This window comes from Amycolatopsis sp. NPDC005232 (assembly GCF_040607795.1).
In the GTDB taxonomy this organism is placed as follows: Bacteria; Actinomycetota; Actinomycetes; order Mycobacteriales; family Pseudonocardiaceae; genus Amycolatopsis.
In genome coordinates this window covers 291,632-317,453 of sequence record NZ_JBEXHL010000001.1, presented here as the reverse complement: position 1 = coordinate 317,453, position 25,822 = coordinate 291,632, and the positions used below count along the sequence as shown (strand labels likewise).

General features: G+C 70.5%; 24 protein-coding genes. 13 read left to right on the top strand and 11 right to left on the bottom strand.

Features of this window, described 5'->3' with window-relative positions:
* Positions 1-25: 25 nt before the first annotated feature.
* A complete protein-coding gene (locus ABZU76_RS01525; protein ID WP_354863960.1) occupies positions 26-1,153 on the bottom strand; it encodes a hypothetical protein in 1,128 nt (375 codons plus the stop codon).
* A gap of 361 nt (positions 1,154-1,514) precedes the next feature.
* Between ABZU76_RS01525 and ABZU76_RS01520 the strand changes: the two genes are divergently transcribed.
* The 3 genes from ABZU76_RS01520 to ABZU76_RS01510 all read left to right on the top strand — a co-directional run bounded on the left by ABZU76_RS01520 (position 1,515) and on the right by ABZU76_RS01510 (position 3,274).
* A complete protein-coding gene (locus ABZU76_RS01520) occupies positions 1,515-2,123 on the top strand; it encodes a 50S ribosomal protein L25/general stress protein Ctc (protein ID WP_354863958.1) in 609 nt (202 codons plus the stop codon).
* A 10-nt stretch (positions 2,124-2,133) separates the two neighbouring features.
* On the top strand, positions 2,134-2,727 hold the full coding sequence (gene pth, locus ABZU76_RS01515) for an aminoacyl-tRNA hydrolase (protein WP_354863956.1): 594 nt from the start codon (positions 2,134-2,136) through the stop codon (positions 2,725-2,727).
* Positions 2,728-2,908: 181 nt separating this feature from the next.
* Positions 2,909-3,274, top strand: a complete 366-nt coding sequence (locus ABZU76_RS01510; RefSeq protein WP_220244318.1) for a DivIVA domain-containing protein — start codon at positions 2,909-2,911, stop codon at positions 3,272-3,274.
* A gap of 180 nt (positions 3,275-3,454) precedes the next feature.
* Here ABZU76_RS01510 and ABZU76_RS01505 read toward each other — a convergent pair whose 3' ends face one another.
* The 7 genes from ABZU76_RS01505 to ABZU76_RS01475 all read right to left on the bottom strand — a co-directional run bounded on the left by ABZU76_RS01505 (position 3,455) and on the right by ABZU76_RS01475 (position 11,158).
* Complete coding sequence (locus ABZU76_RS01505) at positions 3,455-5,143, bottom strand: fatty acyl-AMP ligase (protein WP_354863954.1); 1,689 nt, start codon at positions 5,141-5,143, stop codon at positions 3,455-3,457.
* A 79-nt stretch (positions 5,144-5,222) separates the two neighbouring features.
* A complete protein-coding gene (locus ABZU76_RS01500; protein WP_354863952.1) occupies positions 5,223-6,995 on the bottom strand; it encodes an ABC-F family ATP-binding cassette domain-containing protein in 1,773 nt (590 codons plus the stop codon).
* A gap of 36 nt (positions 6,996-7,031) precedes the next feature.
* Entirely contained in the window at positions 7,032-8,000 is a 969-nt protein-coding gene (locus ABZU76_RS01495; protein ID WP_354863950.1) for a 4-(cytidine 5'-diphospho)-2-C-methyl-D-erythritol kinase, read from the bottom strand.
* Positions 8,001-8,205: 205 nt separating this feature from the next.
* Entirely contained in the window at positions 8,206-9,048 is an 843-nt protein-coding gene (locus ABZU76_RS01490) for a transposase family protein (protein WP_354863948.1), read from the bottom strand.
* Between the two features lie 156 nt (positions 9,049-9,204).
* Complete coding sequence (gene trpD, locus ABZU76_RS01485) at positions 9,205-10,254, bottom strand: anthranilate phosphoribosyltransferase (RefSeq protein WP_354863946.1); 1,050 nt, start codon at positions 10,252-10,254, stop codon at positions 9,205-9,207.
* A 7-nt stretch (positions 10,255-10,261) separates the two neighbouring features.
* Positions 10,262-10,672, bottom strand: a complete 411-nt coding sequence (locus ABZU76_RS01480) for a hypothetical protein (protein WP_354863944.1) — start codon at positions 10,670-10,672, stop codon at positions 10,262-10,264.
* A 60-nt stretch (positions 10,673-10,732) separates the two neighbouring features.
* Entirely contained in the window at positions 10,733-11,158 is a 426-nt protein-coding gene (locus ABZU76_RS01475) for a hypothetical protein (protein WP_354863942.1), read from the bottom strand.
* Positions 11,159-11,253: 95 nt separating this feature from the next.
* On the opposite strand from ABZU76_RS01475, the gene ABZU76_RS01470 reads away from it, so the two are divergent.
* From ABZU76_RS01470 to ABZU76_RS01455, 4 genes are read left to right on the top strand one after another with little or no spacing between them, the layout of a single operon-like run.
* The gene (locus ABZU76_RS01470; protein ID WP_285969328.1) at positions 11,254-11,880 is read left to right on the top strand and encodes a heme-copper oxidase subunit III; all 627 of its coding nucleotides are present in this window, start codon (positions 11,254-11,256) and stop codon (positions 11,878-11,880) included.
* A 54-nt stretch (positions 11,881-11,934) separates the two neighbouring features.
* Entirely contained in the window at positions 11,935-12,753 is an 819-nt protein-coding gene (locus ABZU76_RS01465) for a c-type cytochrome (RefSeq protein ID WP_354863940.1), read from the top strand.
* A complete protein-coding gene (locus tag ABZU76_RS01460) occupies positions 12,750-13,901 on the top strand; it encodes a ubiquinol-cytochrome c reductase iron-sulfur subunit (RefSeq protein WP_354863938.1) in 1,152 nt (383 codons plus the stop codon). Before ABZU76_RS01465 ends, ABZU76_RS01460 begins: the two co-directional genes overlap by 4 nt.
* Positions 13,898-15,550, top strand: coding sequence for a cytochrome bc complex cytochrome b subunit (locus ABZU76_RS01455; protein ID WP_354863936.1), 1,653 nt, complete (start codon positions 13,898-13,900; stop codon positions 15,548-15,550). Before ABZU76_RS01460 ends, ABZU76_RS01455 begins: the two co-directional genes overlap by 4 nt.
* A gap of 111 nt (positions 15,551-15,661) precedes the next feature.
* Here ABZU76_RS01455 and ABZU76_RS01450 read toward each other — a convergent pair whose 3' ends face one another.
* A complete protein-coding gene (locus tag ABZU76_RS01450; protein WP_220237955.1) occupies positions 15,662-15,946 on the bottom strand; it encodes an Lrp/AsnC ligand binding domain-containing protein in 285 nt (94 codons plus the stop codon).
* A gap of 52 nt (positions 15,947-15,998) precedes the next feature.
* Positions 15,999-17,717 (bottom strand): DEDD exonuclease domain-containing protein, encoded by a 1,719-nt coding sequence (locus ABZU76_RS01445; RefSeq protein WP_354863934.1) that lies wholly within the window; start codon positions 17,715-17,717, stop codon positions 15,999-16,001.
* A gap of 142 nt (positions 17,718-17,859) precedes the next feature.
* On the opposite strand from ABZU76_RS01445, the gene ABZU76_RS01440 reads away from it, so the two are divergent.
* The 4 genes from ABZU76_RS01440 to ABZU76_RS01425 all read left to right on the top strand — a co-directional run bounded on the left by ABZU76_RS01440 (position 17,860) and on the right by ABZU76_RS01425 (position 22,485).
* Complete coding sequence (locus tag ABZU76_RS01440) at positions 17,860-19,284, top strand: NYN domain-containing protein (RefSeq protein ID WP_354863932.1); 1,425 nt, start codon at positions 17,860-17,862, stop codon at positions 19,282-19,284.
* Between the two features lie 257 nt (positions 19,285-19,541).
* A complete protein-coding gene (locus tag ABZU76_RS01435) occupies positions 19,542-19,733 on the top strand; it encodes a hypothetical protein (protein ID WP_220247473.1) in 192 nt (63 codons plus the stop codon).
* 425 nt (positions 19,734-20,158) lie between these two features.
* Positions 20,159-21,223 carry an NlpC/P60 family protein gene (locus ABZU76_RS01430; RefSeq protein WP_354863930.1) on the top strand — a complete coding sequence of 355 codons (1,065 nt, stop codon included), beginning with the start codon at positions 20,159-20,161 and terminating at the stop codon, positions 21,221-21,223.
* A 104-nt stretch (positions 21,224-21,327) separates the two neighbouring features.
* Positions 21,328-22,485 carry a glycosyltransferase family 4 protein gene (locus tag ABZU76_RS01425; protein WP_354863928.1) on the top strand — a complete coding sequence of 386 codons (1,158 nt, stop codon included), beginning with the start codon at positions 21,328-21,330 and terminating at the stop codon, positions 22,483-22,485.
* On the opposite strand, the gene ABZU76_RS01420 is transcribed toward ABZU76_RS01425, so the two are convergent.
* Positions 22,486-23,112: a uridine kinase gene (locus tag ABZU76_RS01420; RefSeq protein WP_354863926.1), complete on the bottom strand. Its 627-nt coding sequence runs from the start codon at positions 23,110-23,112 to the stop codon at positions 22,486-22,488.
* A 95-nt stretch (positions 23,113-23,207) separates the two neighbouring features.
* On the opposite strand from ABZU76_RS01420, the gene ABZU76_RS01415 reads away from it, so the two are divergent.
* Entirely contained in the window at positions 23,208-24,416 is a 1,209-nt protein-coding gene (locus ABZU76_RS01415; RefSeq protein WP_354863924.1) for a cytochrome P450, read from the top strand.
* 25 nt (positions 24,417-24,441) lie between these two features.
* Positions 24,442-25,728, top strand: coding sequence for an adenosylmethionine--8-amino-7-oxononanoate transaminase (locus tag ABZU76_RS01410; RefSeq protein ID WP_354863922.1), 1,287 nt, complete (start codon positions 24,442-24,444; stop codon positions 25,726-25,728).
* The last annotated feature ends 94 nt before the right edge of the window (positions 25,729-25,822 follow it).

Sequence of the window (25,822 nt, the reverse complement as noted above, 5' to 3'; positions counted from 1 at the left end):
ACGCACCCCGCGGTAGGCGTGCAGGTCAGGCGCCGAGCAGGGCGAACGACTTCGCGAGCTCGGCCTTCACCGCGTTCGCGTCGAAGGGCACGTGCACCTCGCCGACGGCCGTCGGCTTCGCGAGCACCTGGTAGCTGGCGGTGCGGTTGGGCAGCGAGAACTTGACCGAGCACGACATCGTGATGGTCGCGTCGGCCGCCGCGTCACCCTGCGTGGTGCAGGTCTTCGAGCCGAGCGAATCGGCGCTGACGTCGATCGTGAGCGTCACGTGCACCACGGGCTTCGAGCCCGAGCTGTTGCCGACGACGCTGTTGGTCACGTCGACGGTGGCGGTGCACGAGCCGACGAAGTCCTTGCAGTCGAGGCGGTCGTTGGTGACCACCACGCTCGACTGCGCGAGCCCGTCGAACGGCTGTCCGAGCCCGCCGACCGTGTTGTCGAAGTCGGTGTGGAACTTCTTGAGCGCGTCGCCGGTCAGCGCCTTCACCTGGAACCCGGTGCCGAGCTTCGGGCCACCCAGCGGGTCGAGCAGCGCCGGCGCGAACGAGACCACGCGGAAGGGCTGCGCGGTGGTCACCTGCAGCGCGCCGAGGCCGCCGCCGAGCTGGTAGACCTCCGTGCCGTCCTCGAGCTTGCGCTTCACCGGGTCGGCCGTCTGGTTGAGACTCGACAACGATTTGACCAGCCCGGTCACGAGCTTGTCCGGGGCGAACCGCGCGCCGGGGTCCATCGGCAGCTCCGTACCGACGGTGTGCACCCAGCCGGCACCGAACTGCGTGCTGTTTTCCTCGAGGCCGTGCGACTTCCAGTAGTCGGCGTCGGCGGAGAGGTAGAGATCGTCCCCGAGCTCGGTGACCTGCACCACGTGACCTTCGAACGGCAGCGCGCCGAACCCGTCACCATCGCGCGTGATGCGGAAACCGAGACCGATCGGCTTGCCCGACGCGTCCTTCACCGTGGTGTCGAGCTCCAGCGCGGGCGCCTTGCCCAGCGCGTCCAACGCGGCGTCCACGGCAGCTCGCTGATCCGCCAGCCGGTCGGCTATCTGCTGGTCAGCGGCGGAAACCCCCGCCGAACCCGTCACCGCGACCTGACAACCCGCCAGCACCCCACCCAGTAATACGACCGCCGCGGCGATCCATCGAGCCCGCATTCTCGCCCCTCTTTTCCGCGGGGATCATCCCATGCCCGCGGCACGCGCCTGCACCACCGGAATCGAGTCGTCGCCCGCCGGCCGACCCAAGGTTTAGTCGTGCGGGGCCACCCACCGCAACCTCCTTGTCGAACGAGGGTTTACACTTCTCGAGTTGTCTCGGCGAGGCGGGTGCACCCTGTGGTGCCCAGCGTGATCGACGCGGCGGCTCGAGAAGCCCCGTGGAATGTGCACGCTTGGAAACTCGCCGCCGTATGCAGCCGATTTTGAACGCTGATTTGTGAACACCGCCCCGAGCAGAGATCGACGATCCCCGCCGCCACCTGCTGCACCGAATTGTGATTTGAAGGAGTGCTACACCGTGTCCGAGGTACGTCTTTCCGTCGAGCCGCGCACCGAGTTCGGCAAGGGCGCCGCGCGGCGCACCCGTCGCGCCGGCAAGATCCCCGCGGTCCTCTACGGGCACGGCTCGGACCCGCGGCACTTCGCGCTGCCGGCCCTCGAGTTCGCCCGCGTCGTCCGTGAGAACGGCAGCAACGCCGTGCTCACCCTCGACCTCGAGGGCTCCAGCGAGCTGGCGCTGACCAAGACCATCGTCGTGCACCCGCTGAAGAACTACATCGAGCACGTCGACCTGCTCGTGGTTCGCCGCGGCGAGAAGGTCACCGTCGACGTGCCGGTGGTCGTCACCGGCACCGCCGGCCCGGGTGGCCTGGTGAACCAGGACCTCGGCGTCGTGCAGATCGAGGTCGAGGCGCTGCACATCCCGGACCAGATCGAGGTCTCGGTCGAGGGTCTCGAGATCGGCACCCAGATCACCGCCGCGCAGCTCACGCTGCCGCAGGGCGCGAACCTGGTGACCGACAGCGAAGCGCTGGTCGTGGCCGTGAACGAGCCGCAGCGTGAAGAGACCGCCGGCGAAGAGGCCGCCACCGAAGGCGGCGAGGCTCCCGCCGGGGACGCCGAATAAACTCACTTCCGTGAGTGAAGACCTGCCTGGGGCCGGCGAGCTGATCGTGCTCGCCGGCCTCGGTAATCCCGGGCCCCAGTACGCCGGCAACCGCCACAACGTCGGCTTCATGGTGCTCGACGAGCTGGCCACCCGCATCGGGGGCAAGTTCAAGGCGCACAAGAGCGGCGCCGAGGTGCTGGAGGGGCGGCTTTCGGGCCGTCGCGTGGTGCTGGTGAAGCCGCGTTCGTTCATGAACCTCTCCGGCGGGCCCGTGGTCGGCGCCGCCCGGTTCTTCAAGGTCGAGCCCTCGGGCGTCGTCGTGGTGCACGACGAGCTCGACGTGCCGTTCGGCGCGCTGAAGCTCAAGCTCGGCGGCGGCGACAACGGGCACAACGGCCTTCGTTCGATCACCAAGTCGCTCGGCACGCGTGAGTACTACCGCGTGCGCTTCGGCATCGGCCGCCCCCCGGGCCGCCAGGATCCCGCCGATTTCGTGCTGAAGGACTTCTCGGCGGTCGAGCGCAAGGAGCTCCCGTTCGAGGTCGCCGTGGCCGCCGACGCCGCCGAGGCGCTCGTGGCCAAGGGGCTCACCGCGGCCCAGAACGAGTTCCACGCAGGCTGATCAGCCGGTTGCTCTCTGTTAGTGATCAAGAGTGGCGCTGCGTAGTTTTTCCTCACTCGATGGGCGGCTTATGGGGCCCTGATCGAGTCGTCCCGACGCGCTCGGGGTTCCCGGTGCCTCGGTGACCGGTTAGGACGGAATGCGGGAGTCCGCACACCGACCCTGAATCGGAGAATGTTTCATGTCGTTCACCGCCGAGGACCTCACCGAGGTCACCTTCGGTAACGCCCCGATCGGCCGCCGTGGCTATGCCAAACAGGAGGTCGACGAGTTCGTGCGGCGCATCGCGAAAACGATCGCCGAAGAGGACGACCTGACCGCGGCCGAAGTCCACCACGTCATGTTCAACAAGCCGCTGATCGGCAAGCGCGGCTACGACGAACGCGAAGTCGACCAGTTCCTGGACACCGTGGAGGAACAGCTGGCCGACCTGTCCGGCCGGCGCGCTCCCGCCGTGCCCGGCGCGCGCGACGAACACGAGGCGACCGCCTCCCGGGCCCCGCGTCCGGAGGTGACGGAGAACGCCGAGTCCTTCCAGGACCGGTAGGTCTTTCCGGCCTTGACGGCGTCGTTCCCCCGCGGCGCTTTCCCGGCCTGCGTTTGTCCTTTCTTCCTGAAACAACCCCGCCCTCCGGACTTCCCAAGCCCCGAGAACACGGAACCGGCCCGCTCACTGTGGTGAGTGGGCCGGTTCCGTGTCTGCCTGCGTTGCCGGTCGAAGCCGAGGTCAGTGGTCCGCGTTGTGCGCGATCTTGTCCGCGTACTGCACCGCAGTCGCCGCGCGCTTGACCTTGCCCGAGGGCGTCTTGGGCAGGCTGCCGGCCGGCAGGACCACCACGGCGAACGGGCGCATGTCCACGGCATCACGGACGCGGGCGGCGACCTGCTTCGACAACGCGCGTTCGGCGTCCGCGTCGCCGGCCAGCTTGGACTCCACGACGACGGCGAAGCGTTCACGGCGGCTGCCCGCGTCGAGGCGGACGGCGACGGCGTTGCCGGCGCGCACGCCCTCGACCGACGTGGCCGCGCGTTCGATGTCGGTGGGGTACAGGTTGCGGCCGCCCATGATGATGACGTCCTTGCGGCGGCCGCAGATGACGATCTGGCCGTCGATGAGGTAACCGAGGTCGCCCGTCTTCATCCAGCCGTCGGCGTCCTGGGTGTCGAGGGGGCCGTCGACGGTGAGGTAGCCCGGGGTGACGGCCGGGCCGCGGAGGCGGATTTCGCCGACTTCGCGATCGCCCAGCAGCGAACCGTCCGCTGAGACGATGCTCGCCTCCAGGCCGTCCAGCGGACGGCCCAGCACGGCGAAGGAGCGCACCGCGTCCGTGCCGCGCCGAGAGTCGCCCTCAGGGACCGGGACGGCACGGTCGTCCGCCTCCAGGGCGTCGGCCTCGACGACGTCCAGGGTGAGACCGGTGAACAGCGGCGCGAAAGACACCGCGAGAGTCGCCTCGGCCATGCCGTACGCCGGGAACACGCACTCGGCCGGCATCTTGAAGCGGGCGCCCGCGTCGACGAAGGTCTGGACGGCCGTCTCGTCGATCGGCTCGGCGCCGTTGAGCGCGATGCGGAGCTTGGACAGGTCGTAGGCGTTGTCGTCCTCGACGCGGGCCATTCGGCGGCCCACGATGGCGTACGCGAAGTTCGGCGCGGCCGTGGTGGTGCCGTTGTACTTGGAGATCAGCTCGGGCCAGATCAGCGGGCCGGTCAGGAACTCGACGGGCGTGATCTTCACCAGCTCCACGCCGAAGGTCATCGGCACGGTCAGGAAGCCGACCATGCCCATGTCGTGGAACGTCGGGAGCCACGACACCATCACGTCGACTTCGAAGTCGAACTCCGCGCGGTCGACCATGGCCTTGACGTTGGTGTAGAGGTTGCCGTAGGTGATGCGCACAGCCTTGGGGTCGGCCGTCGAACCGCTGGTGAGCTGCAGCAACGCGGTGGCGCCCTCGTCGGTGGGCACGACCTCGGCCAGCGGCTCGGCCTCGGCCAGCTCGGTGATCAGGCGGTGCTCGATGCCCTTCTCCGCCAGCACGGGCGCGAGCTGGTCGAACGGCTCGCCCAGCACCACCAGCCCGGCGCCGATCATCCCCAGCACCTTGACCGTGTCCTCGGCCCACTCGGCGAGGTCCGTGCGCGCCGTCGGCTGGTGCAGCATCGTCACGCTGCCGCCGGCCAGCCACACGGCCTGCACGGTGGGCGCGATGAGCACCGGCGCCGCGGCCAGCACGGCGACCGCGCTCCCTGGCTTCAACCCGCCCGCGACCAACCCACCGGCGATCTTCTTGGCCTGGTCGTGGACCTCGGCCCACGTCCGGCGAACCGGCTCCTTGGGCTCGCCCGTGACCATGCCGCGCTGCTGACCCCGCCCCGTCGCCGTCTCGACGAGCGTGTCCACGAACCGACTCATGCGCGACAGATTACTGTCTTGTTGTCAACGCTCGCCTGCGGCGGCGTGAACAGCGTCGATCAGGCCGCGGATCAAGCCGTCATTCGAGCGCTTCGGACGTCTCCAGCCACTGCGCTTCGACGTCTTCCTTCTCCGCGTGCACGCCCTTCAGCTCCGTGTTCAACGCGATGAGCTTGTCCGGGTCCGTGGCCGCCTCGAGCAGTGCCGCGTGCAGCTTCTCCTCGCGTTTGGCCAGCTGGTCGAGCTTGCGCTCCAGCCGGCCGAGCTCCTTCTGCGCGGCCCGGATCTCCGCGTTGCTGCGCTTGGCCTCGGCCTTCTCCGGAGCCGCCGACGCCCCGCGCCCCGGCGTCGCCGCCTGCAGCTTCGTGCGGCGGTTGAGGTACTCCTCGATTCCGCCGGGCAGGTTCGTCACGTGGCCGTCGCCGAACAGGGCCACGGTCGTGTCGCAGACGCGCTCGACGAGGTAGCGGTCGTGCGAGACCACGACCATCGTGCCGGGCCAGCCGTCGAGCAGGTCTTCGAGCTGCTGCAGGGTGTCGATGTCCAGGTCGTTGGTGGGCTCGTCGAGCAGCAGCACGTTGGGCTCGGCCATCAGCAGCCGGCACAGCTGCAGCCGGCGCCGCTCGCCACCAGACAGGTCGCCGACGGGCGTCCACTGCCGTTCGGCCGGGAAGCCCAGCTTCTCGCCCAGCTGCGACGCCGTCATCTCCTGCTTGCCGAACACCACGCGCCCGGCCACCTGCTCGATCGCCTGCAGCACACGCAGGTCGGCCGGCAGGTCGTCGAGCTCCTGGCGCAGGTGCGCGAGCGCGACCGTCTTGCCCTCGACCAGCCGCCCCGTCTCGGGAGCGACGTCGCCGCCCAGCAGCTTGAGCAGCGAGGTCTTGCCGGACCCGTTCACGCCGACGAGACCCACGCGGTCGCCCGGCCCGATCCGCCACGTCACGTGGTCGAGCAGCGTCCGGTCGCCGACGCTGAACGACACGTCTTCCAGCTCCAGCACCGTCTTGCCGAGGCGGCGCTTGGCGAACGCCATCAGCTCCACCGAGTCGCGCAGCGGCGGCACGTCGGCGATCAGCGCCTCGGCGGCTTCAACGCGGTAACGCGGCTTCGACGAGCGCGCCTGCGGGCCGCGGCGCAGCCACGCCAGCTCCTTGCGCGCCAGGTTCTGCCGCTTCTCCTCGGCCGTCGCGGCCAGGCGCGCCCGCTCGGCGCGCGCGAAGATCCAGTCGGCGTAACCACCTTCGTACTGCTCGACGCGCCCTCCGGTGACCTCCCACGTGAGGCTTGCGATGGTGTCGAGGAACCACCGGTCGTGGGTCACGACCACCACGGCGATCCGGCGCGCGAGCAGGTGGTCGGCCAGCCAGCGGACACCTTCGACGTCCAGGTGGTTGGTGGGCTCGTCGAGCACCACGAGGTCGAGCTCGCCGGTCAGGGCCGCGGCCAGCGCGACGCGACGGCGTTCGCCACCGGAGAGGTTCGCGGTCGGGGTGTCGAGACCGATCGCCGTGATGCCGAGTCCGTCCACAATAGACCGGACGCGCGCGTCGGCGGCCCATTCATGTTCCGCGCCATAGCGTTCGAGCACGACGTCGCCGACCGTGCTGCCCGAAGGCAGCTCGGTGCGCTGGGTGACGACGGCCATGCGCAGGTCACGAACATGGCTCACCCGGCCGGAATCCGGTTCGCTCAGACCCGCGAGCACCTCCAGCAGCGTGGTCTTGCCACCACCGTTGAGACCGACTACGCCGATGCGCTGTCCGGCGGCGACGCCGAGAGAAACGCTGTCCAGCAGCGGTTTCACCCCGTACGACTTGCTCACCGACTCCAGGTTGACCAGGTTGGCCATCCGATTCAGCCGATCCTTTCCACAATGGACAGATGTTCAGGCGTGCACACGCGGTGGCGTGCCACGGGGTGCGTCGTCGCCGCCGACCAGCCGGGCGCCAGGCACCGGGCCATGGGCGACGCGCACGGTTCGGCACACGCCGGCGCCGGACAGCTCGGCCGCCACCTCGACGGCGGCCTGCGCGTCGGCGCAGAGGAACGCGCACGTGGGCCCCGAGCCGGAAACACACCCGGCCAGCGCACCCGCGTTCACGCCCGCGCGCAGCGTGCGGCGCAAGCCAGGACGTAGAGACACGGCCGCCGCCTGTAGGTCGTTGCCCAGCAGCAGCGCGAGCTGACGGGGGTCGCCCGACGCGAGGGCCTCGACGACGGGGGTGTGCGAGCCGATGCGCGGCGGGTTGCCTTCGGCGCGCAGGCGGTCGAGCTCGCCGAACACCTTCGGCGTCGACAGGCCTTCGGTGTCGAACGCGAGCACCCAGTGGAACGTGTGGCGCGAGAGCACGGGCACGAGCTGCTCACCGCGGCCGGTGCCGAGCGCGGTGCCGCCGTAGAGCGCGAAAGGCACGTCGCTGCCGAGCTTGCCCGCGATGGCGGCCAGCTCGTCGCGCGTCACGTCGAGCTTCCACAGCGAGGCCAGGCCGACGAGCGTCGCCGCCGCGTCGGCGCTCCCGCCCGCCATACCGCCGGCGACGGGGATGCCCTTGCGCAGCACGATCCGCACCTTCGGGTCGTCGCCCTCGGCGCGGCCGGCGTAGGTGGAGAGCTCCTGGGCCGCGCGCCAGGCGAGGTTGGTGGCGTCGGTGGGCACCGACCCCTCCCCCTCGCCGAAGACCTCGAGCCCCGGGTCGTCAGTGGCCGCGACGGTCACCTCGTCCGTGAGCGACAACGCCTGGAAGACGGTGACCAAGTCGTGGTAGCCGTCCTCGCGCAGGTCACCGATGGCCAGGTGCAGGTTGACCTTGGCCGGGACCCGGACGGTGACTGGTGGTGGAACTACGGCGAGCACCCGTCAAGCCTACGTGGCCGGGCGCCTGGGCTCCCCACCAGGAGAAAACAGGCGTTTTCAGGACGACTGTCCCAACCCTCCGGACGCCCTCTCTCCACCCCGGACCTCTCGTCCCGCCCGCCCCCAATGTGGCGTTGGTTGCGCTCAACGCACCCAATGTGGCGTTCGGTGCGTTGAGCGCACCGAACGCCACATTGAGGTTTTCTCAGTAGCGGCCGTGGTGTTGGTGGTGGGTGAGGACGAGTGCTGCTTGGACGATGGTGCCGATGCGTTTGGGGCAGAGGGTGATGCGTCGTAGGGCTGTCCAGCGGGTTTTGAGGATGGCGGCGGCGCGTTCGCCGAGGCAGCGTAGTCGGCTGTGGAGCAGGTTGTAGGTCTGTTGGTCGGTGGCGAGGGGTGGTTGGCCTGCGGGTTTTTTGAATGGTGTGAGGATCCCGATCCCGGCTGAGTGGTAGGCCCGATCAGCCAGTGTCGGCAGGCCTTGGCTTGCCGAGGCGGTCAGGGCGCCGACGATGCCGAGGTCACGGGCGGCGGAAAGATCGTTGCGGGAGCCGGGCAGCACGGGTGAGACCCAGAGTGGGAATCCGTCGGTGCTGGCCAGGAATTGGATGTTCCCGCCGAAGGCACGGTGTTTGCCGGAGTACCACAGGTGCACCGTCGCCCCGCGGTTCTTACCCTTGGTTTTGACGGTGGTCGCCGCGATGCGGCTGGTGGGGATCAGGGTGCCGTCGAGGATCACGTGAGTGTCCCCGCCGGCCTGGCGTTGTTGCAGGACCTGGTGCAGGTCCGGGGCCTGCGCCGCGAGCGCGGTGATGGCTTCGTGCAGGTAGCGGTAGGCGGTGGCGACACTGACCTGGTGATCGGCGGCGAGCCGGTGCACGGGGGTGGCGTCGCGGAACCAGCGCAGGACCAGCAGCGCCTGCCGGTAGGGGGTCAAGGCCCGCGTGCGGCGGCGGGTGCCCCGCCGGTGTCGTTCCGCGCGCAGCACATCGGCAACGAACAGGGCCAGTTCGCGTGCCACATCTAGCGTGGCACCATGGGTGATCACGTGGGGCCTCGGGAATTTTAGGATTTGATCTTCGCAAATCCAGTCCTACCAGGGGCCCCACGCCTCACCTCAAGACAACACGCACCCCACCAGCCCTACTGAGAAAACCTCATTGGGTGCGCTCAACGCAACCAACGCCACATTGGGGTGGTCGGGTCAGCGAGACGCCGAGGAGAACGTGATCCAGCGCTCCAGCAGGGCCGCCGCCGCGCCGGAGTCGATGGCGCGGTTGGCCTGCTCCAGCCCGATGGCCAGATCGTCCTCCAGCGAACCGGAGAAGCCCCGGAACGCGGCGAGCGCGGCCGCCGCGTTAAGCACCACGGCGTCGCGCACCGGACCGGTCTTGCCGGCCACGAGCTGGCGCACCACTTCGGCGTTGGCCGTCGCGTCGCCGCCGCGCAGGTCCTCGGCCGTGGCGCGCGGGATGCCGAGCGCGCTCGGGTCGAAGCTGCGTTCGGTCACGGTGCCGTCCGAGACCACCCAGACCGACGTGGTCGTGGTGGTGGTGATCTCGTCGAGGCCGTCGTCGCCGCGGGCCACGAGCACCGAGAAACCGCGCTGTGCGAACACTTCCGCGAGCACGCGGGTCTTGTCCGCGTACGCGCAGCCGATCAGCGCGCTGCGCGGCTGCGCCGGGTTGGTGAGCGGGCCGAGCAGGTTGAACGTCGTCGGCACGCCCAGCTCCCGCCGCGGCGGGCCGGTGTGGCGGAACGCCGGGTGGAACGCGGGCGCGAAGCAGAAGCCGATGCCGATCTCGCGCAACGACCGGTGCACCGCGTCCGGCGGCAATTCGATCGCGACGCCGAGCGTCTCCAAAACGTCGGCCGCGCCCGACTTCGACGAAGCGCTGCGGTTGCCGTGCTTGGCCACGGGCGCGCCCGCGGCCGCTGTGACGATCGTCGCCATCGTGGAGATGTTGACCGAGTTGGACCGGTCGCCGCCCGTGCCGACGATGTCGACGGCGGGCGCGTCCAGCTCGATGCGGCGCGCGTGCGCCAGCATCGCCTCGGCCATGCCGGAGATTTCCTCCGGCGTCTCGCCCTTGGCGCGCAGCGCGATCGCGAACCCGGCGATCTGCGCCTGCGTGGCCTCCCCGGACATGATCTGGTCCATGGCCCACGCCGTGTCGTCGGCGGACAGGTCCGAGCGCCCGATCAGCTGCGTCAGCAGGCCGGACCAGGTGTGGGGGACCGGGGTGGTGCCCATCCCCGGCTCAGCCGTTGACGGCGGGCACGCGCCCGGCGCGCAGCACGCCGGCGACGGTCTCCGCCGCGGTCAGCGGGTCGAGTGGGTGCACCAGCACGGCGTCGGCCTGCGACCAGGTGGCGAGCCAGCGGTCGTCCTTGCGCCGCACGGCCACCACGATCGGCGGGCAGTCGGTGATCTCGTTCTTGAGCTGGCGGGTCAGGCCGATGCCGCCGGTGGGCTGCGCCTCGCCGTCGAGGATCGCGAGGTCGACGGTGCCGGCGTCCACCTCGGACAGCACGTCGGCGATCCCGGCCGCCTCGACGTACTCCACGCGGCCCAGGTCGGCGGCGGGCCGCCGGCCGACGGCGTTGATGATCGCGTCGCGGACCTCGGCCTTGTGGCTGAACACCAGAATCCGCTTCGTCTGCTCGCCCATTGAGCACGCCTCCGTCTCGTCACGGGTGGAACTTCGCGATCGTATCGGCCGAGATGCATCTCACGCGGACGCGGTGGGCGACTCACCCGGTTGCCGGGCGTCCCAGCCGAGCGCGTCGCCGCCGAGGCGCTGCGCCAGACCGGCCATCCGCGAGCGTTCCTGGGCGCAGTGCAGGGCGTCGAGCACCTGCACCCGCAGGGCGTGGACCAGCACTCGGTCACCGTCGGGGCCTTGCTCGCGCAGCTCCCACCCGTCCTGCGCGAGGATCGCCGCTGCCTCGGCCACGCGATCGGGCGGCAGGCTCAGGTGGTGGACGAAGACGGCGGGCGCGGATGCGACCCAGCCGGGTGAATTCGCGAGCACCGCCGAGTCGGCCACGGCGGGGTCGAACGCCTCCGCGACGATCACCAAACCGGGCGCATCAGGCGTCAGACCGGGACTTTCGCGCTTTCGGGCCAGGTCACGAAGCCGACCGAGCAACCTCACGAGTAGCTCCTGCCTGTGCCGGGTTCGGGTGTGATGCGAAGCTCCCACGACCCGCCGTGGACCCGAAGGGCGGGGTGCCCGCGCGGGAGGACATAATGCGATCCGTGACAACGGCAGCTCCCACCATCAGCCAGCGGGTCCACTCGCTGAACCGGCCGAACATGGTCAGCGTCGGCACAGTCGTGTGGCTGTCCAGCGAACTGATGTTCTTCGCCGGACTGTTCGCCATGTTCTTCACCGTCAAGGCGCAGAACGCGGCCGGCGCACCCTGGCCGCCGCCCCTGCACGGCGAGGAATTCCACCTCAACATCCCGTACGCGATCCCGTTCACGGTGATCCTGGTGCTGTCCTCGCTGACGTGCCAGTTCGGCGTGTTCGCCGCGGAGCGCGGGGACGTCTACGGGCTCCGGCGCTGGTACATCGTCACGTTGATCATGGGCGCGATCTTCGTCGCGGGCCAGGCCAACGAGTACCACAACCTGGTGAACGAGGGGCTGACGATCCCGTCCGGCCCGTTCGGCACGGTGTTTTATCTCGCCACCGGTTTCCACGGCCTGCACGTGATCGGCGGGCTCATCGCGTTCGTGTACCTGCTGATCCGCACCAAGCTCAGCAAGTTCACGCCCGCACAGGCCACCTCGGCGATCGTCGTGTCGTACTACTGGCACTTCGTCGACATCGTGTGGGTGGGCCTCTTCGCGGTGATCTACATCCTCCCCTGATCCCGCCCGCCGCCACCACCATCGGCCTGAACTGACAGCAAGGGTTGCCGCAAGATGACCACCAGCAAGAAGTCCCCGGAGCGCCGGTTCCGCGCGCGTTCGAAGCTGCGCAGGCGTTTCGCCGGCCTGCTCGCACTCGGTGTCGCGCTGGTGGGAGCCGGCGCCCTGTACGCCGTGTTCGCGCCCGAGCCCCAGACCGCGCAGGCCCAGGGCGACCCGGCTCTGCTGCGGCAGGGCGAGCAGGTCTACAACAACACCTGCATCGAGTGCCACGGCAAGAACCTCGAGGGCGTGCAGGACCGCGGTCCGAGCCTCATCGGCGTCGGCGACGCGGCCGTGTACTTCCAGACCTCGTCCGGCCGCATGCCCGCCGCGCGCCAGGAGGCGCAGATCGAGCGCAAGCCGCCGAAGCTCACGCCGAGCGAGATCGACGCCGTCGGCGCCTTCGTGCAGGCCCACGGCGGCGGCGCGCAGCGCCCCGACGAGACCGGTGCCGCGCTGCGCGGCAGCGACCCGGCCCGTGGTGGCGAGCTGTTCCGCCTCAACTGCGCGTCGTGCCACAACTTCACCGGTCGTGGTGGCGCGCTGTCGGCGGGCAAGTACGCGCCGAACCTCGACCCGGCCACCGAGGAGCAGATCTACGACGCGATGCTCACGGGGCCGCAGAACATGCCGAAATTCTCCGACCGGCAGCTCAACCCGGAGGAGAAGAAAGACATCATCGCTTATGTAAAGTCGGTGTCAGACGGCAACAACAACCCGGGTGGTAACGGCCTCGGCGGGTTCGGTCCCGCTTCCGAAGGCCTTATCGCTTTCGTCGTCGGAATTGCCGCGCTCGTGGGCATCACACTGTGGATTGGATCGAAGGCATGAGTGCCGAAGGGCCCCAGCCGCCCTCGGAGGCGGAACTGGCCGAGATGGACCGCGACCAGCTGCTCAAGCTGGGCGGTCAGCTGGACGGCGTCGAGATCGTCGACTACCCGGAACCGTGGCCGGTCAAGGACACCCGCGCCGAACGCCGCGGGCAGCGGCTCGTCGCGTTCTGGTTCGCCCTGTCCGCGCTCGCGGGCCTGGCGTTCGTCGTGGTCGTCGCCTGGCCGCACTGGTGGGAGTACAAGGACCCGAGCGACGTGAGCGGGCACGCCACCTACAGCCTGTACACCCCGGCGCTGGGCGTCACGCTCGGCATCGCGGTGCTCGCGCTCGGCATCGGCGTGATTCTGTACACGAAGAAGTTCGTGCCGCAGGAGACCGCGGTGCAGCAGCGCAGCGACGGCCCGTCGGCCGAGGTCGACCGCGCCACGATCCTCGCGCACCTGGCCGACGCCGGGTCCCGCAGCACCATCGCCCGCCGGTCGCTGATCAAGCGCACCGCCGGTGCGAGTGCCGGTGTGCTGGGTCTCGCGATCGCGGCCCTGCCGCTGGCGTCCTTCATCAAGGACCCGTGGAAGGACACCGACAACGAGAACTCGCTGTGGCACACCGGCTGGCAGCCGCAGCACCCGGGTGAGGTCGTGTACCTGCGCGCCAACTCCGGCAGCCTGGACGACGACGTCGAGAAGGGCGTGACGCTGCTCCGCGTCGAAGACCTCGACGCCGGCGGCATGGAGACGGTGTTCCCGTACCGCAAGACCGAGGCGGGCAACCGCGAGGCGCTGGCCGCCGCGCTGACCCGCGTCGACAACCCGGTGATGCTCATCCGGCTGCGCCCCACCGACGCCGCGCGCGTGGTGAAGCGGAAGGGCCAGGAGGACTACAACTTCGGCGACTACTACGCGTACACGAAGATCTGCAGCCACGTCGGCTGCCCGACCTCCCTGTACGAGCAGCGCACGAACCGCATCCTCTGCCCGTGCCACCAGTCGCAGTTCGACGCCCTGCACTACGCCAAGCCCATCTTCGGCCCGGCGACGCGTCCGCTGGCCCAGCTGCCGATCACGGTTGACTCAGAGGGATACTTGATCGCACGGGGCGACTTCAACGAGGCCATCGGTCCGGCCTTTTGGGAGCGTAAGTCATGAGCTCACTGACCACGCCCACCAAGGGCACGAGCGCGCTCGAGCAACACCTCGGCGAGGCCGCGGACAACGCGGACCAGCGGTACAAGCTGGCCAAGGGCCTGCGTCACCAGATGAACAAGGTCTTCCCCACGCACTGGTCGTTCCTGCTGGGCGAGATCGCGCTGTACAGCTTCATCATCATCCTGCTCTCGGGTGTGTACCTGACGCTGTTCTTCGACCCCTCCATGCAGGAAGTCACCTACCACGGGAGCTTCCAGAACCTGCAGGGCGTCGAGATGTCGCAGGCGTTCCGCACCACGCTGGACATCTCGTTCGACGTGCGCGGCGGCCTGTTCGTGCGACAGCTGCACCACTGGGCCGCGCTGATCTTCGTCGCCTCGATGATGATCCACATGTTCCGGATCTTCTTCACCGGCGCGTTCCGCAAGCCGCGTGAGGCCAACTGGATCATCGGTGGCCTGCTGCTGGTCCTGGGCATGTTCGAGGGCTTCTTCGGCTACTCGCTCCCGGACGACCTGCTCTCCGGTACCGGTATCCGCGCGACCCTGTCGGGCATCGTCCTCTCGGTGCCGGTCATCGGCACCTGGATCCACTGGGCGCTGTTCGGCGGCGAGTTCCCGGGCGACCAGATCATCCCGCGCCTGTACACACTGCACATTCTGCTGATCCCAGGCATCATGCTCGCGCTCGTCGGCGTGCACCTGGCGCTGGTCTGGTACCAGAAGCACACGCAGTTCCCGGGTGTGCGGCGCAAGGAGACCAACGTCGTCGGCGTTCGGATCATGCCGTACTTCGCCCTCAAGGGCGGCGCCTTCTTCACGCTGGTCACCGGTGTCATCGCGCTGATGTCCGGCCTGTTCCAGATCAACCCGGTGTGGAACTTCGGGCCGTACAACCCGTCGATGGTGTCGGCCGGGTCGCAGCCGGACTTCTACATGGCCTGGGCCGACGGAATGCTGCGCATCTGGCCCGCGTGGGAGGTCTACCTCGGGAACTACACGATCCCGGCGGTGTTCTTCCCCGGCGCGGTGGGCATGCCGCTGCTGATCGGGCTGCTGCTGGCGTACCCGTTCCTGGAACGCAAGCTGTCGAAGGACAACGCGGCGCACAACCTGCTGCAGCGGCCGCGCGACGCACCGGTCCGCACCGCGCTGGGCATGATGGCGCTCGGGTTCTTCCTGGTCATCGAGCTGTCGGGCTTCAACGACATCATCGCCGACCAGTTCGACATCTCCCTGAACGCCACCACGTGGGCCGGCCGCATCGGCGTGCTGATCGTGCCGCCGATCGCCTACTACATCACCTACCGGATCTGCCTGGGTCTGCAGCGGGCCGACCGCGAGGTGCTGGAGCACGGCGTGGAGACGGGCATCATCAAGCGACTGCCGCACGGTGAGTTCATCGAGGTCCACCAGCCGCTGGCCGGCGTGGACAGCCACGGCCACGCGGTCCCGCTCGAGTATCAGGGCGCCGCAGTGCCGAAGAAGATGAACAAGCTCGGCACCGCCGGGCACGCCGTTCCGGGTTCGATCTGGACCCCGGACCCGCCGGAGGAGTCGGCCGCTCTCGAGCGGGCGTCGCACGGCAACGGGCACGCCGAGCTGGAAAGCTCGGAGTCCGAGTCGCACGAGGTCGGGACCAAGCACTAGCTCTCCCTACGACGGAGGCCCCTTCACCCAGGCGGGTGGAGGGGCCTCCGTCGTTGTCTGGAGCCGTGTTGTCCGAAGTTGTTCGCAGCGCAGGGCCTTTTACATAAACGATCAGGCGCCTTCGACGCCGATCTCGAACGCGGAGTCCGTGTCGGCCCGTGAGTACGAGCGGAACGCGATGTGCGTGACGGTGTCCAGCACGCCGCTCACCTTGCCGATGCGGCCGGGGATGAGGTCGGCGAGGTCCTCGTGGGCCTTCACGCGCACAGTGGCGATCAGGTCGACGTCACCGGCGCACGAGTAGACCTCGTTGACCCCTTCGAGGTCCGCGATCGCCTGTGCGGCCTGCGGGATCTCCTCGGCCTCTACGTTGATCAGCACGATCGCCGTGATCACAGCGTTCCTCCACTCCCTGGCGGTACTCGACGAGCGCTGATCGTAGCCTTCATCACCCCGCCACCCGTTCCAGCGTCCGCGCACCGGCCGCGAGGTCGAGCCACCCACGCCAGCCGGCGACGGCGGTGGGTTCGGCCCAGGGCCGTGTGGTGCGCACGAGCCGCACGCCGGGCCGGGCGAGCCAGCGCAGCAGCACCGTGACTTCTTCTCCGGACGCGCCGCGCAACGGCCCTTCGCCGGGCAGCACGGTTTCCGCGGCGGCGACCAGGTGTTCCACCACCGGCATCGGCGGCACTCCGCGGCGGGCGACGCCAGCGGACGCCAGGCGGCCGTGGCGGATCACCGACAGCTCCCAGCCGCCGTTGCCGTCCGGGTTGGCGGCGATGAGTTCCGCGATGTCGGCGAGCGCGGCTTGCCGGTGTGACCGGCCGACGGCACGCACGAGGTCCGCCAGCTCGTCGCGGTGGCGTGCGGCCTGCTCGTAGTGCCGGCCCTCCGAGAGCCGGTCGAGCTGGGCCGCGGCGATCTTCAGGGGACGCCCGTCGTGGCCGGAGATGAGGTCGCGCGCGGCCGTGACGGCAGGGGAGTAGTCGTCCACGCTCTGGCGGCCGGCACACGGCGCGCCGCAGCGACCCAGCTCGGCCAGCACACACGGGGTCGCGGAGCCGCCGCGGGCCGAAATCCGCATCGTGCACGTGCGCAGCCCGGCGGCGCCCGCGAGCGTGTCGGCGGCCGTGCGGGCGTCGGCCTGGCTGCGGAAGGGGCCGAGGGTGCCTTCGCGCGGCAGCCGGACCACGGACAGGCGCGGGAAGGCCTCGTCGGTGAGCCCGACCCACCACGCGTGGTACGGGTTCTTCGAACGCCGGTTGTACATCGGCCGGTGAGCCGCGATGAGCCGCAGCTCGCGGATCTCGGCCTCCAGTGAGTGGGCGCACTCGATGGCCTCCACGCGTTCGGCCAGCGCCACCATCTCGCGGATGCGCCCGCGGCTTTCCGACCCCGTGAAGTACTGCCGCACGCGCCGTCGCAGGTCCCGCGCCGTGCCGACGTAGAGGACCTCCTCACGCGGGCCGCGGAACAGGTACACGCCGGGCCGCGCCGGCAGGTCAGCCGCGAGGTGGCGTTTGCGCCGCTGCGCGGTGGTCACCTCGGGCAGGTAGTCCACGAGTTCTTCGACCGTGTGCACGCCGACGTTGCCGACCCGCTCCAGCAGCGCGTGGAGCACGTCGACGGTGGCGCGGGCGTCGTCGAGCGCGCGGTGCGTGGGCCGGGTGCGGGAGCCGAGCAGCATCGCCAGGTTCGAGAGCCGGTAGCTGCGCGCCTCCTCGCGCGGGATCACGCGCCGGGCGAGCTTCACCGTGCAGATCACCGTGGCCCGCGGCCAGACGTAGCCGTGACCCTCGCAGGCGGCCCGCATGAAGCCCGTGTCGAACCCCGAGTTGTGGGCCACGAGCACCGCGCCGGAGATGAACTCGAGGAACGCGGGCAGCACGCGCTCGATGCGCGGCGCGTCGTAGACCATCGCCTGCGTGATGCCCGTGAGCTCCACCACCTGCGGCGGGATCGGTGAACCCGGGTTCACCAGCGTCGCGAACTCGGCCACCACCTCACCGCCGCGCACCTTCACGGCCCCGATCTCGGTGATCGCGTCCGGTCCCGGCTTCGTGCCCGTGGTCTCGAGGTCGAAGACGACGAACGTGATGTCCCGCAACGGGGTGCCGAGCTCGTCGAAGGCCAGCTGAGCCTGGCCGGGCCGCGGTCGGGTGTCCATGATCGCGCACTTTAGGACCGCCCACCGACAATCCCGGACGGCGCGATCCGTGTGACGGGTGTGGCGCGGGTGCCTGGTGGGGTGGTTCCCACGTCCGGTGACCAGCGGCGCGCGATCCGGCCCCGGGGCCTACCCTGGACCAATGCACCCCCAGCCCGTGGATCCGGTCGCACCCGAGGACGCCGTCGGCCCCTCGGCCGTACCGGCGCGGGCTGACGCGACCGCGGTGCCGGCCGAGACCGGGGCGGCCGAGATCTCCGAGGCCGACACGGCGGCGCCGGAGCCCGCTTCCTGGACGGGCCTGCCGGACGCCGTGCGCGAGCGCATCGCCGAGCTGGCGGCCACCGCCGTCGCGAAGCTGCCGCCCACCGACGTGCCGCGGCAGCTGCGTCCCGTCGCGAAGTTCGCGCCCGCGAAGCGGGCGAAGCTCGGCGGCGCCGCGTTGCTGGCCGCGCTGGGCGACTCCGCGCAGTTCCGCACCGCCGTGATCGAGTGGCTGCGCGAGCACCGCACCGACGCGCTGGACCCCAACGCCGCCGATTCCGTCGTCGGCGCGGCCGCCGCCGTGCTGCTGGGGGAGTCGGGCGCGGCCGGGCGCGTGCGGCTCGTCGCGAAGAACGCTGAAGAGACGGCGCTGCGGGCCGAACGCGACGCCGCGCTGGCTCGCAACCAGAAGCTCGAGGCGGAGCTCGCCGAGCTGCGCGGGGAATTGGACCAGGCGCGCGGCGCCGTGGAGGCCGCCCGCGGCGAGCGCGAGGCCGAGGTCGAGAAGCTGCTGCGCCGGCTGCGTGAGCAGGGCGTGCAGCTGCGGCAGGCCCGCGATGCCGCCGAGCAGGCGCGCGCCGAACTCGCGCGCGGAGGCACGGCGAAGGCCGAGGAGATCGACGCCCTGACGACGCAGCTGGACCGCGAGCGTCGCCGCGTGGCGGCCGAGCGCACACGGGCGGAGCGGGCGGTCGCCGACGCCGAGATCGCCCGTCAGTCGGCTCGTGAGGCCCGGGAAGCCGACGAGGTGCGCCTGGCGCTGCTCGTCGACACGATCGACGGCGCCGTGACCGGCCTGCGCCGCGAGCTGATGCTGAGCGACCGCGGCGCGCGGCCCGCCGACATGGTGCGCGGCGCCACGTCGGGGCTCGGCCCGGGCGGGCGCGTGCAGGACGTCGGGGCGCTCGACCGCTACCTCGCGCTGCCCAACGTGCACCTCATCGTCGACGGCTACAACGTCACCAAGACCGGCTACCCCGAGCTGGCGCTGGCCGATCAGCGCGACCGGCTCATCCACCAGCTCTCCGCCCTCGCCGCGCGCACGAGCGCCGAGGTCACGGTGGTGTTCGACGGGGCAGGCGTGCTGTCCGTGCCGGCGTCGGTGCCGCGCGGTGTGCGCGTGCTGTTCTCCGACCGCGGCGTGCTGGCCGACGACGTGATCCGCTCGATCGTGGCGGCCGAGCCGAAGGGCCGGCCGATGGTCGTGGCGACGTCCGACCGGGCGGTCGCCGACTCGGTCCGCGCGACCGGTGCCCACGCGGCGCCCTCGGCGGTGCTGGTCAGCCGCCTGAGCCGCGTCTGAGACCCGTCCGGGGGACGGCTGAGGCCGACGGGACGGAAACTGTCGGTGGTGGCTCCTACCGTGCGTCCCAGGAAGCACGACAGCCAACTTGCGGTGAGGAGCCTCCCGTGACCGAGAACACGAACCACCACCCGCCCGACTGGACCGACTTCGACGAACCGGCCGACCGCGACCTCGATCTCTGCAGCGTTGATTTCGGCGACGTAGACCTCGACAGTGTCGATCTCAGCGACGTCGATCCGGCGGACCTCGACACGCTGGTCGTCGACTGCGACCGCTGCGCAGTGCGGGGCCACGCGTGCCACGACTGTGTGGTGAGCGTGCTGCTCGGCCCGCCGGTCGCCCTGGCGTGGGACGCGGACGAACGGCGAGCCGTCGACGCGCTCGCCGAGGCGGGGATGGTGCCCCGGCTGCGCTTGGTTTCGGAGCCCGAACGTAAGCCAGCGTGACACTTCTGGGTGATAACGGCGCGACGAGTGGTCGATCTAGTCAGATGAACGGTCGGTAGCGAATTCACGCAATTTAGACACCACAGAGTATGACCGCGATCACACAAACCCTCCCTCGCTGGTCCGATGGTGTTTCGGCGAACTACGGAGAGTTTTTATGTGGGGCCCGGTGGACGCGGTGACGGTCTTTTCGTAACCTGTCCGAGATCTCGTGGCCAGCAGCCGTCGGCAAGACGGCGACGCGAGATCGCCGCCGGAAAAGGCTTTGTCGGGGAGCCAACACCGGAACCACACCGTGCGCGTGAGGCTGTTGCAGTGAAACGCGGCCGGAACGCGCGGGGTGGACGCAGGGAAGAGGGCCCCCGACCTCTTCGGCGTCACGCGGTTCCGACGGCGGCCCGACAGCAAAGGAGACACGCGCGACCGTGCAGTCGCATCCAGTGAAGCGCGTGGTGTCAGGTGCCCTCGCGGCAGCTTCGGTGATCGCCATGGTCACCATCGCCCAGCCCTCGGCCACGGCCATCGCAGCTCCCATCCCCGCCCTCCAGACCCCGCCCGACTCCGGTTCGGACGCCCTCGCGAAGTACCGCGACCTCGCCTCTCAGGCCGAAAAGGCCAACGAGGACCTTCTCAAGGCCCAGGACGACCAAGCGGCCCGCCAGAAGGACCTCGACAAGGCCAACAGCGACGTCGAGAACGCGAAGAAGTCCGCGCAGCAGGCCGAGAACAACGAGAAGCTCTACCGCGTCGACGTCGACAAGTTCGCCGGCGCCTCGTTCCTCAGCGGCGTGCAGATGAACAAGCTCTCGGCGCTGCTCGCGGGCACGTCGACGCAGGAGTTCCTCGAGCGCTCTTCCGCTCTGGACCAGATCGCGTCCCAGAAGGACGCCGCGCTCGACGCGCTGGCCGGTGCCGTGAAGCAGGCTCAGGACGCCACGAAGCTGGCCGCCGACGCCGCCAAGCGGGCGACGGACGCCCGTGACGCGGCCGCGAAGCTGGCGAACGACATCAAGACCAAGCAGAAGACGCTCCAGGACCAGATCGACCAGCTCAAGAAGACCGAGCCCGCGCTGTCCACGCTGGACCAGGCCCTGCGCGGCGACAAGGGCAGCGCCCCGCCGGTGAACATCAAGGCGCCCGGGCCCGCGGCCCAGGCGGCCGTGGACGCGGCGCTGAGCCGTCTCGGCGACGCCTACGTGTGGGGCGCCACCGGGCCGAGCACGTTCGACTGCTCGGGCCTGATGCAGTGGGCCTACCGGCAGGCGGGCATCACGCTGCCTCGCTCGAGCCGGGAGCAGTCGACCTTCGGCACCCCGATCCCGCGCAGCCAGCTCCAGCCGGGCGACCTGGTGTTCTACTACACCCCGGTCTCCCACGTGGGCATGTACATCGGCGAAGGCAAGATGGTGCACGCTCCGACCACCGGCGACGTCGTGAAGATCTCGCCGCTGCAGAGCCAGTACGTGGGCGCCCGCCGCCCCAGCAGCTGAGCAGCAACCCTTCCCTGACCACGGGGCGGTACCGCACACGCGGTGCCGCCCCGTGGTCGTTGGTGGGCCACAGCGCCGGCGAGCGTGCCCAGTAGCCTGCCCGTGTGCTGAGGACGCTGCTCGTGACCAACGACTTCCCGCCGCGGCCCGGGGGGATCCAGAACTACCTCAACTCGCTCGCCACGCGGCTCCCGGCCGACGACCTGGTGGTCTACGCGCCGTCGTGGGAAGGGAAAGCCGGCTCGCACGTCGACTTCGACGCCGAGGCGCCGTTCGAGGTCGTGCGGCACCCGACGTCGCTGATGTTGCCGACGCCCGACGTGCTGCGCCGCGCGAAGCAGATCATGCGGGCCCGCGACTGCGAAGCCGTGTGGTTCGGTGCGGCCGCGCCGCTGGCGCTGCTGGGGCACCCGCTGCGCCAGGCCGGCGCGAGGCGGGTCGTCGCGTCCACGCACGGGCACGAGGTCGGCTGGTCGATGCTGCCGGGTTCGCGCCAGGCGCTGCGGCGCATCGGCGACACGGTCGACGTGCTCACCTACGTCAGCAAGTACACGCGCCGCCGCTTCGGCGCGGCGTTCGGGCCGATGGCGGGGCTCGAGATGCTGCCGTCCGGCGTCGACACGACGCTGTTCGCGCCCGACGCGGGGGCGCGCGAGGAGATCCGCGCCCGCCACGGCCTGGGCGACCGGCCGACGGTCGTGTGCGTGTCGAGGCTCGTGCCGCGCAAGGGCCAGGACATGCTCATCCGCACGCTGCCGGAGCTGCGCAAGCGCGTGCCGAATGTGGTGCTGCTGCTGGTCGGCGGCGGTCCGTACCGCAAGCGGCTCACGGAGCTCGTCGCCGACCTCGACGTGGCCGACAACGTGGTCATCACCGGCTCCGTGCCGTGGGCCGAGCTGCCGGCGCACTACAACGCGGGCGACGTCTTCGCGATGCCCGCGCGCACCCGCGGCAAGGGGCTCGACGTGGAGGCGCTGGGGATCGTCTACCTGGAGGCGTCGGCGACCGGCTTGCCCGTGGTGGCCGGCACGTCGGGCGGCGCGCCCGAGGCGGTGCTCGACGAGGTGACCGGCCATGTCGTGGACGGCCGCGACGTCGGCCAGCTGCGCGACACCCTCGAGGCCCTCCTGGCCGACCCCGTGCGGGCCCGCCGGATGGGCGAGGCGGGGCGCGCGTGGGTCGCGGAGAACTGGCGCTGGGACACGATGGCGCAGCGCCTGTCCGGCCTGCTGGACGGCGATCCGGTCGCCGCCGTGCACTAGCTAGGGCTCGTAGACCGCCGGGTGGCGCGGGTCGTCGACGCGGACCGTGACGTCGGCGAGCGCGCCCGGGTCGACCTCCGACTCGTAGCGCTCGTACGCGGGCAGCGCCCACGCGTCGTCGCCGGGCAGGCGGCGGTGCAGCGCGGCGGGGGAGAGCCACAGGTGCACCACGAGGTCGAACGCGAGGCCGGCGCCGAGCAGGAACTCGCCGTTGACGAGGACCACGCCGCCTTCCGGCACGGGCACGCGAGCCATCCGCGTGGCGCGGTCGCGCTCGGTGTCCCACAGCGCCGGCAGCACCTCGCCGCTGCCAACGCCTGCGAGCGGGTCGAGGACTTCCCGGCGCAGGGCGCCGAGGTTGAGCCAGTCGGTGTAGCGCGCGTCGGGGTTGCGCTTGCCGTGCTCGAAGCGCAGCGACGCCGGGCGCAGGAACCCGCGCGCGGGCACGCGCACCGCGGCGCGGCCCAGCAGCCGCAACGGGTCCACGAGCGAGTCGGCGAGACCCGCGGTGTCGGTGGCACCGTCGGCGCCGTCCACGGCGACCGCCAGCCGGCGGTGCGGCAGGGCCGCGACGCGCTCGGTCAGCTCGGCGGCCAGCACGTCGGGGGAGATGGGTCGGTAGCGCACGGAAACCCATCCTGCCCGCGAGCGCCACACAGCACACCGGCGCGTGGGCATACTGGGAAGCACGTGACCAGTCAGACGGAAACCTTGGGGGCGAAGTGGCCGTCGAAGAAATTCCCGTGATCGACGACAAGTTCATGCAGCACGCGCACGAGACGCTGGGGCGGTTTCACGACCAGGGCGCCGTGTGCCCGATCCGCATGCCGCACGGCACCCCGTCGTACCTCGTGACGGGCTACGACGAGGCGCGGGCGCTGCTCGCGGACCCGCGGGTGAGCAAGGACAACCGCGGCGCCTACGACCTGATGATCGCGAAGGCCGGGGGCGAGAACATCAACCGGTCCTTCGGCCAGCTGCTCGGCGCGCACATGCTCAACACCGACGCGCCGGACCACACACGGCTGCGCAAGCTCGTGAACAAGGCCTTCACGCCGCGCGCGATCGCCGGGCTGCGCCCGCGCATCGAGCAGATCACCACCGAGCTGCTCGACGCGATGGCCGACCACGAGCAGGTCGACCTCATGGCCGCGTTCGCGGGCCCGGTGCCGATCACCGTGATCTGCGAGCTGCTCGGCGTGCGAGAGGAGGACCGCGGCGAGTTCACCGGCTGGTCCAACATCCTGCTGGGCGCGGGCGACCTCGACGAGATGCAGGCGGCCGCGGTGGCCATGCACACCTACCTCGTGGGGCTGGTCGCGCAGAAGCGCGCCGAACCAGGCGAGGACCTGCTCTCGGGCCTCGTGCAGGCCACCGACGAAGGCGATTCGCTGAGCGAGGAAGAGCTCGTCGCGATGGCCTTCCTGCTGCTCGTCGCGGGCCACGAGACCACCGTGAACCTGATCGGCAACGCGGTGCTGGCGTTGCTGCGCGCGCCCGAGCAGCGCGCGAAGCTGGTAGCGGACCCGTCGCTGATGCCCGGCGCCGTCGAGGAGTTCCTGCGTTTCGACGGGCCCATCAACATCGCCACCCTCCGCTACACCGTCGAGGACGTGGAGGTCGGCGACCACAAGATCCCCGCGGGCGAGTTCGTGCAGGTCTCGCTGCTCGCCGCCAACCGCGACGAGGGGCGCTTCCCCGACCCGGCCGACCTCGACGTCACGCGCGCGACCGGCGGCCACCTCGCCTTCGGCCACGGCATCCACTACTGCGTCGGCGCCCCGCTGGCGCGCATGGAGGCGGAGATCGCCCTCACGGCGCTGCTCGCGCGGTTCCCGCAGCTGCGAGCGGCCGTGCCGGAGGAGGAGCTGGTCTACCGCACGAGCCCGCTGGTGCACGGCATCAAGACGCTGCCCGTGCTGCTTCGCTGAGCGCGGCGGCACGTAGGGTCGGCGCGTGGACTCCAGCGCCGACCACCTGCTCGCCCTCGACGCCGCGCACGTGTGGCACCCGTACGCGCCGATGCCGGGACGGGTGGCGCCGCTGCTCGTCTCCGAGGCGGGCGGGGCACGGCTGAAGCTGGCGGACGGCCGTGAGCTCGTCGACGGCATGTCGTCGTGGTGGGCGGCGGTGCACGGCTACCGGCACCCGGTGCTCGACGCGGCGCTGGCCGAGCAGGCCGGGCGGATGAGCCACGTGATGTTCGGCGGCCTCACGCACGAGCCGGCGATCACGCTCGCCAAGACCCTTGTGGACCTCACGCCCGAGGGCCTCGAGCACGTGTTCCTGTGCGACTCCGGCTCGGTCTCGGTCGAGGTCGCCGTGAAGATGTGCCTGCAGTACCAGCGTTCGCGCGGGTTGCCGGAGAAGCGGCGGCTGCTCACGTGGCGCGGTGGCTACCACGGTGACACGTTCACGCCCATGAGCGTCTGCGACCCCGACGGCGGCATGCACTCGCTGTGGCGCGGAGTCCTGCCGGAGCAGGTGTTCGTGCCCGAGCCGCCGGCCGGCTTCGACGCGCCGGTTGACCAGTCCTATGTGGACACTCTCGCCGCCGCGCTGGAGAAGCACGCGCACGAGCTGGCCGCGGTGATCGTGGAACCCGTGGTGCAGGGCGCGGGCGGGATGCGTTTCCACCACCCCGGCTACTTGCGCGCGCTGCGCGAGCTCACGCGCGAGCACGACGTGCTGCTGGTGTTCGACGAGATCGCCACCGGCTTCGGGCGCACGGGCCGGATGTTCGCGGCCGAGCACGCCGGCGTGACGCCCGACGTGCTGTGCCTCGGCAAGGCACTCACCGGCGGCTACCTCACGATGGCCGCGGCGCTGTGCACGCCCGAGATCGCCGCCGGCATCGCGCGCGGCGACCTGCCGGTGCTGGCCCACGGGCCGACGTTCATGGGCAACCCGCTGGCCTCCGCCGTCGCCAACGCGTCGCTCGGGCTGCTGGCCGAGGGCCGGTGGCGCGGGGACGTCTCGCGGATCGAGGATGGGCTGCGGCGTGGTCTCGAGCCGGCGTGGGACCTACCGAACGTGTGCGATGTGCGGGTGCTCGGCGCGATCGGCGTGCTGCAGCTCGACCACGAGGTCGACCTCGGCGTGGCCACCGACATCGTGACGGCGGAGGGCGCGTGGCTGCGGCCGTTCCGCGACCTCGTGTACGCGATGCCGCCGTACGTCACGGACGACGCGGACCTGGCCGTGATCACCGGCGCGATGCTCGCGGCGGCTGAAAAAGCCTGAATTCACCCGGTCGAGTGTGACCGCGGCCATAAGAAACGGGCTGTATACCGTGAGTCACGTAAAGTTGCCGGAACTCTGGGGTTTCCACGCGATC